Source organism: Weeksella virosa DSM 16922, from assembly GCF_000189415.1.
GTDB lineage: Bacteria > Bacteroidota > Bacteroidia > Flavobacteriales > Weeksellaceae > Weeksella > Weeksella virosa.
In genome coordinates this window covers 299,356-311,482 of record NC_015144.1, presented here as the reverse complement: position 1 = coordinate 311,482, position 12,127 = coordinate 299,356, and the positions used below count along the sequence as shown (strand labels likewise).

The 12,127-nt window shown below is 33.0% G+C and carries 10 protein-coding genes; 8 read left to right on the top strand and 2 right to left on the bottom strand.

What is annotated here, in order from left to right:
• Positions 1–339 precede the first annotated feature (339 nt).
• The 5 genes from WEEVI_RS01605 (at position 340) to WEEVI_RS11615 (ending at position 5,865) form a co-directional block, all read left to right on the top strand.
• Complete coding sequence (locus WEEVI_RS01605) at positions 340–1,827, top strand: ankyrin repeat domain-containing protein (protein WP_013597435.1); 1,488 nt, start codon at positions 340–342, stop codon at positions 1,825–1,827.
• A 3-nt stretch (positions 1,828–1,830) separates the two neighbouring features.
• Positions 1,831–2,322 carry a DUF2271 domain-containing protein gene (locus tag WEEVI_RS01600; protein ID WP_013597434.1) on the top strand — a complete coding sequence of 164 codons (492 nt, stop codon included), beginning with the start codon at positions 1,831–1,833 and terminating at the stop codon, positions 2,320–2,322.
• A 6-nt stretch (positions 2,323–2,328) separates the two neighbouring features.
• A complete protein-coding gene (locus tag WEEVI_RS01595; RefSeq protein ID WP_013597433.1) occupies positions 2,329–4,527 on the top strand; it encodes a PepSY domain-containing protein in 2,199 nt (732 codons plus the stop codon).
• On the top strand, positions 4,518–5,516 hold the full coding sequence (locus WEEVI_RS01590) for an FAD:protein FMN transferase (protein ID WP_013597432.1): 999 nt from the start codon (positions 4,518–4,520) through the stop codon (positions 5,514–5,516). The genes WEEVI_RS01595 and WEEVI_RS01590 overlap by 10 nt, the downstream gene beginning before the upstream one ends.
• 217 nt (positions 5,517–5,733) lie before the next feature.
• Positions 5,734–5,865, top strand: coding sequence for a DUF1648 domain-containing protein (locus tag WEEVI_RS11615; RefSeq protein ID WP_221407545.1), 132 nt, complete (start codon positions 5,734–5,736; stop codon positions 5,863–5,865).
• Positions 5,866–6,093: 228 nt separating this feature from the next.
• Here the strand turns inward: WEEVI_RS11615 and WEEVI_RS01585 are convergent.
• A protein-coding gene (locus WEEVI_RS01585; protein WP_197718580.1) for an IS3 family transposase occupies positions 6,094–7,319 on the bottom strand; the annotation gives its coding sequence in 2 pieces (ribosomal slippage) (positions 6,094–6,953 and positions 6,953–7,319; 1,227 coding nt in all).
• Between the two features lie 332 nt (positions 7,320–7,651).
• Here WEEVI_RS01585 and WEEVI_RS01575 point away from each other — a divergent pair.
• From WEEVI_RS01575 to WEEVI_RS01565, 3 genes are all read left to right on the top strand, one after another.
• The gene (locus WEEVI_RS01575; RefSeq protein WP_013597429.1) at positions 7,652–7,969 is read left to right on the top strand and encodes a DUF3817 domain-containing protein; all 318 of its coding nucleotides are present in this window, start codon (positions 7,652–7,654) and stop codon (positions 7,967–7,969) included.
• 112 nt (positions 7,970–8,081) lie between these two features.
• Positions 8,082–8,792 carry a hypothetical protein gene (locus WEEVI_RS01570; protein WP_013597428.1) on the top strand — a complete coding sequence of 237 codons (711 nt, stop codon included), beginning with the start codon at positions 8,082–8,084 and terminating at the stop codon, positions 8,790–8,792.
• 95 nt (positions 8,793–8,887) lie between these two features.
• Positions 8,888–9,802, top strand: coding sequence for a helix-turn-helix transcriptional regulator (locus WEEVI_RS01565; protein WP_013597427.1), 915 nt, complete (start codon positions 8,888–8,890; stop codon positions 9,800–9,802).
• Between the two features lie 34 nt (positions 9,803–9,836).
• Here WEEVI_RS01565 and WEEVI_RS01560 read toward each other — a convergent pair whose 3' ends face one another.
• Positions 9,837–11,927, bottom strand: coding sequence for a type IA DNA topoisomerase (locus tag WEEVI_RS01560; RefSeq protein ID WP_013597426.1), 2,091 nt, complete (start codon positions 11,925–11,927; stop codon positions 9,837–9,839).
• Between the last annotated feature and the right edge of the window lie 200 nt (positions 11,928–12,127).

The window sequence follows — 12,127 nt, the reverse complement described above, 5'->3', positions numbered from 1 at the left end:
GACGGGCTAATGGCTCGTCTTTTTTCGTTTGGCTAAAACGACATTTTGTATACTAATTTTGATGGTAAGTATAGAGGGTATAAGAAAAAGGTTAATTGTATTAATATAAATATTGAAGAAAAATACGCTGCAGATAATAACGGTAAGAAGCTGAATTACCAATATAAAAATCCCAGTCCAGTTACATACCATAAAAACTATACAGAACACGAGGTAATAAAACATTCTTAAAAGAATAGAAATAAATATCCTAAGTTTTGCTCAATTGACTTTAATTTGTATTTTTGCCTTTATTTAGATTAAGTTAAAATAAAGCGATTCAAAAATATATTCATTCTCATGAGAAAAACATTCTTTACTGTAATATTCCTTTCTGCAATATTTTTTGTTAAAGCGCAAAACAATACTTTACTACAAGCTGATTTTTGGAAGGCAAAACCTACTCTCGAAACTGTAAAGTCAGAAATTTCTAAGGGTAATAGTCCTTCGGAGCAAAACGGTGGTTTTCATGATCCTGTTACTATGGCAATAAACAACAGGATTTCTAATGACGTTATTAAATTTTTAATAGAGCAAGAGGGTAATGATGTTCATAAAAAAACTCATCATTCTCGTTCTTATTTACAATGGGCCGCTGCTGCAGGCAACTTAGAAATAGTGAAACTTTTGATAGATAAAGGATCGGATGTACATTATAAAGATAGTTATGGAACGCCCGTTATTGCTTATGCAGCATCAGCTGGTAATACAAATAGCGCTGTTTATGATTTATTATTTGATCAAGGCGTAAAACCAACAATTTTATCAGAAGAAGGTACCAATCTTATTATGTATGCAATTGCCTACGATAAGGATTTGAAACTTACGGATTACTTTATTTCTAAAGGAGTTTCGTTAATGTATAAAGACAACCATGGAAGAACAGTAGCTGATTATGCGGCTAGATTAGGTAATTTAGAAATTATTGATCAATTGATGAAGCGCGGTATCAAGCTTACTGATCAAGCGTTATTTTTTGCTACTCAAGGATCTAGAAGAGTACAAAATGGTTTGGAGGTTTATCAAGCTTTAGTTGAAAATTATCATTTAAACCCAAAAGCTTTAGACCCAAAAGGGCAAACTATATTACACGCATTGGTGCGTCGACCAAATATGGATATTATTCATTATTTTTTGAATCAAGGCGTAAAGCCAACCATTGCAGATAAAGAGAATAATACAGTATTGATGAATGCAGCAGCTGGTGGAAACCTAGAAGTTGTTCAAGTGTTGCTCAATCACAATGTAGATGTTAACCTAAAAAACAACAACAACGAAAGTGCATTAACAAAAGCTGTTGCTTCGGGAAGTTCGGAAGTAGTAGAGCTATTGCTAAAACATGGTGCTGATGTTCATATTTTAGATAAACAAGGCAATAATTTAGCCGCTTATTGGGTACAATCATATAGACCTTCAAGAAATGAATCATCAATCTTAGCATCAGATTTTTATAAAAAACTACAAGTTTTAAAAGCTGCAGGATTAGACTTTTCAAAAACTCAAGCAAACGGACAAACGATACTTCATTTAGCGACTGATAAAAACAATGTTGAATTAATTAAGCTTATCGCATCACTTGGTGTTGATATTAATGCTCAAGATTTAGATGGAAATTCAGCATTGCACCAAGCAGCGTTAACTGCTAAAGATGATAAAGTTTTAAAAGCTTTGGTTGAATTAGGAATCGACAAAAACCTAACAACTGAATTTGAAGAAACCGCTTACGATTTAGCGTCGCAAAATGACTTTTTATCAAACAATACTATTTCTATTGACTTTTTAAAATAAACTATGAAAAAATCAATTCAACTTTTAGCCTATTCTTTTTTTATGTTGCTTTTTGCTCAACTTTCATTTGGGCAGACAACTAAGTATAAAACCATGATACAAATGCAACATTATACTGGTAAAGAAGCTTATATCATTATATCATTAATAGACCCAAAGGGCAACTATGAAAAAACTTTAGGCGTACTTGGTCCTGATAAAGAGTGGTATAACACATTGGTAGAATGGGAAAAGTTTCGTGTAAAGAAAAAAGAAAATCTAAATGCCATTACGGGTGCATCAGTAGCTGGTGGAGCTAGAGCAACTCGTGTAATAGAATTCGATACTGCAAAGTTAAATAAAGGATATACATTGCGATTTGAATCTGCAGTAGAGACACAAAAATATCACGTTAAAGATGCTGAAGTTCCTTTAACTACCGCTGCTTTATCAAACAAAGCTGGTGTTAATGGCAAAGGTTATATCAAATTGGTTCGTTTCATTAAAGTTCAATAACATCAAATGACGTTGTCTATTTGGAGGTATGCCCATTTAGCATTAGCTTATCTTTCTGCTGCCTTTTTGCTTATTCTTTCTATTACTGGTGTAATTTTGGCATTCGATGCTGTTCAAGAAAAAACACCTGCGTACCGAGTAGAAAACTTCGATTCTATTACTTTAGCCGAGGTAATACCTACATTAAGAGATAAATACTTCGAAGTATTAACTGTTGAAGTTAATCACAATGATTTTGTGACAATCCAAGCGATGGATGAGCAAGGGCAAACTATTGAAGGATATATTGATCCTACAACAGGTGAGTTATTAGGTGAAATAAAACCCAAAAGTGCTTTCATACAATGGGTTACAGCTTTACATCGTTCGCTCTTTTTAAAAGAAACAGGTCGAGCAATTGTGGGTGTTGTATCGTTTTTACTTTTTTTGATCACTATTAGTGGTTTTGTATTGATTTTGAAAAGACAAAAAGGTCTTCGTAACTTTTTTGCTAAAATCAATAAAGATTTCTTTTCGCAATACTTCCACGTAGTTACTGGTCGATGGATGTTAATTCCTGTAATGATTATTGCGCTTACGGGTACATTTATCTTCATGGTTCGGTTAGATTTTATGCAACAACCACCTGAAGAAAAAACGTATGATAATATTGTCGATGAAATTAATTTTAAAGACATTGCAGAGATAGCTTATTTCCAAGAGACTCGTTTAGCCAACGTAGAAAAGATAGAATTTCCATTTATACCAGATGACCCAGAAGAGCCATTTATTATCAATTTAAAAGACAGAGTTGTATCTGTTAATCAAGTAAATGGTGAGATTATGCACGAATCGGTTCTTCCTTATTCTGCAGTCTTCGAGAAGATAAATATCGATTTACATACAGGACGTACCAACAGTATTTGGGCAATCATTTTAGGATTAGCTTCTTTAAACATCCTGTTTTTTATGTATACAGGTTTTGTAATCACATACAAACGTACGCGTGCAACAATTAAAAATAAATGGAAAGTAAAAGATGCAGAAATTGTACTATTAGTAGGCTCTGAAAATGGTTCTACTCTTGGTTTTGCAAGTCAAATACATCAGCAATTATTAGCAGAAGGAAAAAAATCGTATTTAGCTGAAATGAACGCTTATACAGTTTTTCCAGATGCCAAACATTTAGTAGTATTTACTTCTACTTACGGAGTTGGTGATGCTCCTACAAATGCTACAAAGTTTATAGAATTAGTTCAAAGAATTAATCAACCCTCGCCTATACAATTCACAATTGTAGGTTTCGGATCAAAAGCATACGAAAAATACTGTGCATATGCAGAAGAAGTTTTTACGGTTTTAGCTCAACAAACATGGGCTACTCCAATTACCCAATTATATACAGTAAATGACCGAATGGCTAATGAATTTGTTTTATGGGCTCAAGATTGGTCTAATAAAACCACATTCAATATCTCTACTACTCCTGCCGTTTATAACAATAAAATGCCTAAACTTAAACAATTTAAGGTGTTAGAAAAAACAGCAGTTTCAAACTCGAATAGCACATTCAAGATTATCTTAAAACCCCTTAAAAAAAGTAAATTCGAATCAGGAGATTTGTTGGCTATTTATCCACAAAATAATCATATAGAAAGGTTATATTCTATCGGGAAAACTGAAAAAAACATTCAGTTACTTGTCAAGTTATATTCTGATGGTTTAGGTTCTAATTATCTTTATAGTTTTTCTCAAGGCTCTATTCTGAATGCCCGAATTTTAAAAAACACTTCATTCCATTTTCCGAAATCAGCCACAAAAGTTGTTATGATAGCCAATGGTACCGGTATTGCTCCTTTTCTTGGTATGATAGAAAATAATACTAAACGCATCCCAATACATTTATACGCTGGTTTTAGATTCAATAATGAATTAATCACTAATTATCAAAGTTTTGCAAAACATCAGATTAGCAAAAAGCAACTTGAAACCATGCAATTTGCTTTTTCTCGCGAAGAGACTAAACAATATGTAATGGATTTATTAGAAAAAGACAAAGAGTTTTTTGCTGATTTACTTAAAAACAATGGTTTTGTAATGATTTGTGGTTCGTTACAAATGCAGAAAGATGTAGAGAAAAAACTTGATGAAATAGTAAAATTTTATAATCAAAAACCGATAGATTATTATCAATCAAAACATCAAATACTTACTGATTGCTACTAAAAAAATCACATATCACATCTAAAAGCGGCTCAATAATAATTGGACTGCTTTTTATATTTTTAGCTAATTTTTCATATAGTCAAGATAAAAAATTGATTGAAAAGTCAGCATTAATCATGGGTTCAACATTTCATATATCTGTAGTTTCTGAAGATTCTATTCATACAAATATTGCAATTGATGAAGCTTTTGAAGAAATGAAACGTATCGAATTTCTTATTTCTGAATGGATACCTGAAACACAAATTTCTCAAGTTAATCAACAAGCAGGAATTCGTCCTGTAAAAGTTGATTTTGAAGTATTTAAATTAACTCAACGTGCCCTTCAATATTCAAAACTTTCCAATGGTGCTTTTGACATTAGCATTGCAGCTATGGATCGTATTTGGGATTTTTCAGGATTTATGGATAGTTTGCCATCACCTATAGAAATAAAACAATCGGTAAGAAATGTAGATTATCAAAAGATTCTATTAAACCCTCAAGATACTACCATTTTTCTTAAAGACATTGGTATGAAAATAGGATTTGGCTCTATAGGAAAAAGTTATGCTGCGGACAAAGCCAAAGAGGTTTTACAAGCAAAAGGAATAGAAGCAGGAATTGTAAACGCTTCTGGCGATATGGCTATTTGGGGAAAACCAATTGATGAAAAAGAATGGAAAATTGGCATTAAAAACCCATTTAAAAGACATGGTATTGCGAAGGTTTTACGCATAAACAATTCATCTATTGCAACCTCAGGTTCGTATGAAAAATTTGTCGAAATCAATGATACTCGATATGGACATATCATTAATCCTAAAACAGGCATGCCTTCAACAGGATTAACAAGCGTAACGGTTTATGGTCCATCTGCTGAATTTGCAAATGCACTGAGTACTTCAATTATGGTAATGGGGAAAAAGAAAGGAAAGAAATTATTAAAAAAATTCACACAATACAAAGGTGTTTTTATTACAGATTCTGGTAAAATAATCAAGATATAAATAGAAAGCCATTGGATGTTCCAATGGTTTTTTGTTTTTTTTACTTATATTGCATCAAACCAGACTATCACAAAGCCTTGAAACGTTGTAACCAATACTAAAAAAAACCTAGCCAACAACAATAGAAATAATCAGTGAAAGACTAAATTAAAAACTAGAACTTACAACATTTGACCAGCCGCTTGAAATTCTTGGTCAGACATCAATTCTTGCAATTTTGGTTTTGATAATCACGATCTACACAAACTTGCCTGATACAATTCCAACGCATTATAACAGTGCTGGACAAGCAGACGGATTTGAAGTTTGGTTTTTACCCATGACGTTAGGACTAATTTTTTTCCGTTGATTTATTTCGTAGTAAAATCATTTAAGGCGACAAAATAATAACAAAGAAAGCGCTAGCTATAACGTCGTATTAGTGTAAAAACAAGTTGAACGGCAAAGTCGGATAAAGTTTATTTATCCTAACAAAATTTTTTTTGTTTTATAATATATTTATTATAGTTTAATTTTATAAAAAAATCATAAAATAAATGACTAGTCCTAAAATAGATTGACAGTTATTAAACAATATTTATATCCGAAGAGATTTTATTTCTTCGGATTTTTTGTGTCTCATTTCAGGTGTCTGCATATTAAGACTTAAATGAGGCCGTGTGTTATTATAAAGATACACACTTTGTTCTACCATTTTGGTTAGTTCAGTAATATCTTTTGTTTTTTCGATTAAAAACTCTTGTTTCAATATCCCATTAATTCTTTCCGCTAAAGCATTTTGATAACAATCATAGCCGTCTGTCATCGATGGTATGATCTGATTTTGTTTTAAAATTGTCTGATAATATTCCGAGCAATACTGTAAGCCTCTATCCGAATGATGGATTAATTTTTCATTATTTACTCTATTTTTAATAGCCATTTTTAGCGCTATAGATACATTTTCTGCATTCATATTTTCACTTACAGAATAACCCATTATTTTTCGACTATAAGCATCTGTTACCAAAGAAAGATAACAAACAGCTTGCTTGGTTTTTACATATGTTATATCACTTACGAAGACCTGTTCCGGTTTATTGATCTCTATTTCTTTGTATAAATTAGGATGTTTCCTTAACCAATGTTTAGAGAATGTGGTTCTTGTATATTGTTTTTTAGGTTTTATGAGCAAATTTTCTCTTCTCAGATAATCAAATAAAGCATCTCTACCTATTTTTATGTTAAGCTCTTTTAGCTGTTCTTTCAAGATATAATAAAGCTTTCGAGTTCCTATTCTTGGTAATTTCATTCGAACTTCCAGAACCAATCTTTTAACGTGTAAAAGCTCTGATTCTCGAATAGAATGACGTTTTAGTGCAGAATAGAAGCTTTGGCGACTTAACCCAAGCAATCGACATGAGCAAGAAACAGTTATTTCTTGTTTTTGGAGTTTGAGGATTGTTGGGTATTGTACTTTTTTCTGATTTGAGTACCAAGCTGTTCATCGGCTATATCAATCATTGTGTTAAGAATTTTGACTCTTAGCTTTTCATCAGCCAATTCTTGTTCTAACCGTTTAATTTTTTGCGCTGGAGTTTCTTCTGATTTTGACATAGTATGAATAATTGGTTTGCTCCAATCTAAGTTACCATATTTTCTTAGCCAAACCAAAACTGTACTTCTTCCTTGTATTCCATAGCATTTTTGAGCTTGTTTGTAAGTAAAGTAGCCTTTTTCGACTTGGGATACAACTGCTAATTTAAAGCCCAAGGTGTAATCACGTTGTGTTCGCTTTTTTCTTTCTAAATCTGGTGATTTCATAATAAGTTGATTTTAGTGTCAACTTATTTCAGGACGGGACAAAAAATAGAAAAAAGCCTGAGTAAATTCTCGGGCTTTTATGTTTCCTTCACCTCACAATGTTTGTCTAGGCTTCCCTTATAATCTACAGGGTTCAGAAGAGAAGCAAAGTTACGACAAGAAACACTGTCTTGCCATTGTCAATAATAATATACTTGTATTATAAATATATCTGCAAAAAGAATTAGAAGCTAAATCGACAGAAAAATAAGTATTTCTTATAACGTTTACTAATCATTATCATGAATAATTTTGAAAGAAATTGGTATTTTTGACCAACTTTGAAGTTTGTTATGGAATTATTCAATCAGCCCGAAAAACTAAAAAAATGGTTCAAGATTACATGCGTTTGGGAAGCAGTAAGCTGTGCCGTTTTATTTTTAATTGCAATGCCGCTGAAATACCAATACGGAATTATATGGCCAATGCCGTTTGCCGGTACTTTTCATGGATTTTGGTTCTCTGTGTACATTGCCCTGGCATTCGTAGTACGAAAAATTTATAAATGGGATGACGAAAAATTTATTTTCTACCTATTATTTGCTTTCATACCGTTCGCCACTTTTTTAGTTCATAAAGATTTAGCTGAAAAAGAAAGCGAAGAACAATAATCTTTTTTTTAAGGATATTATAACATTCTTTAGCATTCTTTATCAATTTATGGCTTAATCTCTGCAAGAGTGTATAGTGAAAAGTGATTTATTAATAGAAAAAACTAGACGTATGAAAAATGTAGTAAAAATTTTAATGCTCGTTACATTTTCTGTAGTATTCTTTGCTTTTAAACCAATCAAAGCAGATGAGCCTAAAGTTGTTATCATCGATATTGTAAATAACTTAGATACCGAAAAGGAAACTTCGGTAGTGGACAAACTCATGGATAAGATTGCAGAGCTCGATAAAAATAATGTGAAAGTTCTGATGTGGAAAGAATTAACCCAAGACAAAACCCAAGATCCTGTTGCTATATTATCGCAAGTCAACCCAGATTATGTGCTCACAGTAAGTTTTAAGAATGCTTCTGCGACGAAAGATAACATAACGGCAGTAGTATCGAAAACCAATTTACAAAAAAACCAATCGATTCTTTTGGCAACAGATATCGCAAAAAGTTTAGAGTCTGAAAATATAGAAAACAAAGGGATTTTCGAAACCGAATCGAAATATCCACAAGACAATAATGTCCCAGCAGTATTTCTCAGTGTAGAAGTGAAAAATGAACCTTCAGTAGACGATGAGCTAGCCTCTAAATTGATAAACGTTATAGAGACAGTAAATGTAAAAGATTTAGAAGCTATAGAACCCTCTGAAGAAGCACAAGACACGATTGAAAAACCAGAATCAGGTATAGAAGTATCACAAAAAGCACAAGAAATAAAAAATAAAGTTCAGCAAAAACAAACGAGCTTCAAGCAACAAGCAAGCGGAATTTAATTTTAGTTGAATTAGAATTGTTTTAGTTTACCTGCAAATGGGTTGAGGATACCTCAATCCATTTGCTTTTTTTATCTTTGTTAGAAATCAATCCAATGGCAAAACAAGATTACATTGCTCGATATTTTAACATCATCACAAAATTATCTCGTACTCCTTATTGTTCATACGAAGATTTGTACCAACACTTAGAAAAACAATTCGAGATTTATAACCTAAGAAATGAAGATGTCTTGTTCAGTTTTTCTAAAAGAACATTGCAGCGAGATATCCAAGAAATCAGAACAATTTTGGGGATTGATATTTTATATAGTCGAAAAGAAAAAGGCTATTATATTGAGCAGTATGAATTTGCGAGTGATTTATTTCTGCAGACAATCGAACAAATAAACTCTTTTAATGCATTGAACATGACGCACTCTTTGCAAGAGATCGTCCATTTAGAAAAAATGCCACCTCAAAACACCGATTTTCTTTTGCCAATTATTCAAGCTATTCAAAAAAAAAGAAAACTGAAATTTTCTTACCAAAAATTTGGCGAAGAAGTGATAACACAACGCGAAGTTTATCCTTTGGCCATTAAACAAAGCAGAAATCGTTGGTATTTGATTGCGCAGGAAAAAGATTTACAAAAGGTTTTTGGGTTAGAAAGAATGCTTTCTATCGACCTGTCCGCGCACAGAATCGAAAAGGAAATCGTGTTTAATTATGAAGAAAAATTCAGGCATTGTTTTGGTGTGATTTCTCCGAATACAGAATTACCAAGCCGTGTTGTATTACAATTTACCAAACGGCAGGCTGGTTATATAAAGACTTTGCCGCTACATTCATCACAGAAAATAGTGCAAGAAGATGATGAATTTACCACTGTAGAATTAACGATTTATCTTACTCAAGATTTTGTTACAGAAATTATTTCTTATGGGAAACAAGTGAAGGTTTTAGAACCACAAGAACTAATTGAACAAATAAAAAAGAAACTGAAAGAAACTTTAGAATTGTACCAGTAATTTTTTTAGCACTTCGTGGCAAGACATATATGGTTTAACTTTGTTTCAGTTGGATGGCAAGATTCTCGTCTAAAAATAGATTGCCATCAACCTTCACATCATCAATAATAAAACCTTTTATCTTGGCAGTTTTGTGTTTAGTAATCAAATCTACTGTCTGTTTGTTGGTTAATTTTTTAGCACACCACTCGAAAGGAAGCACAAATCCGCAGTCCGAAAAATTACGACAACCGTAGGCCGTTTTTCCTTTTACCAAAGTATGTTGCTGGCACTTAGGGCATAGAAGCTCTTCTATTTTTTGCGTTTCTTTTTTTTCTCTTTTCGGTTTTGTTTTTTCTTCTGGTTCTACTCTTATTGGTTTTTTAATGCTAAATTTTACACCATTGGTTACTTCTTTTACCATCTCGATCAGTTCTTCCTTGAACACCTCTAGACTATATTCACCCTTCTCTATTAGACGCAATTTCAATTCCCATTGGCCAGTGAGTTCAGGACTTTTTAGCAAATTGTTTTCAATCAAATCAATCAACTGAATGCCGGTTAGGGTAGCAAAAATATTTTTGCGTTTCTTCTCAATATATTTTCTTTTGAAAAGCGTTTCGATAATATTTGCTCGGGTAGATGGACGGCCAATACCGTTTTCTTTCAGTAAGTCGCGCATTTCTTCATCGTCTACTTGTTTGCCCGCCGTTTCCATAGCGCGCAACAAAGTAGCTTCTGTGTACGGTTTGGGCGGTGTGGTTTTACCTTGATGAATAAAAGGCTCGTGAGGTCCTTTTTCACCAACCACGAAATTTGGTATAGTTTTTTCTTCTTCTTTTTCTTCTTGGTTTTTTTTATCCTTCGGATACAAAACACGCCAACCAAAATCGAGAATTTGCTTTCCTGTTGTTCTAAAATTTATATCGCCAATTTTTGCCTCAACCAAAGTATTCGATACAAGGCAATCAGGATAAAACACGCTAATAAATCGACGACAAATCATATCATAAATTTTCTTTTCATCGATTGTGAGATCAGAAGAGAAATTTCCGGTAGGGATAATTGCATGGTGATCGGTAACTTTCGAATTGTCGAAAATATTTTTTGATTTCGCAATTGGTTTTTCTAACAGAGAAGCTGTATAAGTTGCGTACGGAGTTAGCTTTTGTAAAATTCCCTCTATTTTAGGGTGTAAATCCTCTGATAAATAAGTGGTGTCGACGCGTGGATAAGTCACCATTTTTTTTTCATAGAGACTTTGTACATATTTCAAGGTATTTTCGGCAGAATAAGCTAATTTTTTATTGGCTTCTACTTGCAAGGAAGTCAAATCGAATAAACGAGGAGGTTTCTCTTTTCCTTCTTTTGTTTCGAATGCGATGATTTCTAACGGGAATTGCTTCAAATATTCCAAGCCTTTCTCTGCTTTTTCTTTTGTTTTTAGCCGATCGATTGTCGCAATAAACTCTGTTTCTTTATAGAGTGTTTTTAGTTCCCAATACTCTTCAATCACAAACGAATCTATCTCTTTTTGTCTCTCTACAATCATTGCCAAGGTAGGTGTCTGCACTCGTCCTATAGATAGAACTGTCCCAAAAGGAGCATATTTTTTGGTAAAAGCTCGTGTTGCGTTGATGCCTAATAGCCAATCACCAATTGCTCGTGCACTACCTGCAGCATAGAGATTATTATATAGATTGCCATCTTTTAGATTTTCAAAACCTTCTTGTATGGCTTCTTCAGTTAGGGAAGAAATCCATAAACGTTTAAGTGGAGCATTATTTTTGGCTTTTTGCAAAACCCAACGTTGAATCAATTCTCCTTCTTGGCCAGCATCACCACAGTTAATGACTTCGGTAGATTGTTGGACAAGTCGTTCGATGATTCTAAACTGCTTCTCTACACCTTTATTATGGATGAGTTTTATACCGAAAGATGGCGGAATAATCGGAAGATGATTCAGATCCCAACTACGCCAAGTTGGGGTATAATCGTGCGGCTCTTTGAGCGTACATAGATGTCCAAAAGTCCAAGTTACTTGATAGCCATTACCTTCATAGTAGCCGTCTTTGCGTTGATTGGCACCCAAAACTTGGGCAATGTCCTTGGCAACGCTTGGCTTTTCTGCGATGCAAACTTTCATAGGATTGATTGAGGTGTCAAAGGTCGGAAAAAGTTAAATGCTATAAAAATCATTATTTGTAAAAAATAAATAGGATTATCTAAAACTTATTTATATTTGTTAAACGGAAAGTAATAGAAGTGAAGTTTTTTTCATTTGAATTGAATAGATTTAGGTTGCTCTAGTTTTTTGTTTCAGAAAAATGACTATAAAACCTCTTT

What these genes read in the sequence shown, in the direction of transcription:
- WEEVI_RS01605 (WP_013597435.1), top strand. Translation starts at nt 340, where the DNA reads ATGAGAAAAACATTCTTTACTGTAATATTCCTTTCTGCAATATTTTTT.
- WEEVI_RS01600 (WP_013597434.1), top strand. Translation starts at nt 1,831, where the DNA reads ATGAAAAAATCAATTCAACTTTTAGCCTATTCTTTTTTTATGTTGCTT.
- WEEVI_RS01595 (WP_013597433.1), top strand. Translation starts at nt 2,329, where the DNA reads ATGACGTTGTCTATTTGGAGGTATGCCCATTTAGCATTAGCTTATCTT.
- WEEVI_RS01575 (WP_013597429.1), top strand. Translation starts at nt 7,652, where the DNA reads ATGGAATTATTCAATCAGCCCGAAAAACTAAAAAAATGGTTCAAGATT.
- WEEVI_RS01570 (WP_013597428.1), top strand. Translation starts at nt 8,082, where the DNA reads ATGAAAAATGTAGTAAAAATTTTAATGCTCGTTACATTTTCTGTAGTA.
- WEEVI_RS01565 (WP_013597427.1), top strand. Translation starts at nt 8,888, where the DNA reads ATGGCAAAACAAGATTACATTGCTCGATATTTTAACATCATCACAAAA.
- WEEVI_RS01560 (WP_013597426.1), bottom strand. Translation starts at nt 11,927, where the DNA reads ATGAAAGTTTGCATCGCAGAAAAGCCAAGCGTTGCCAAGGACATTGCC.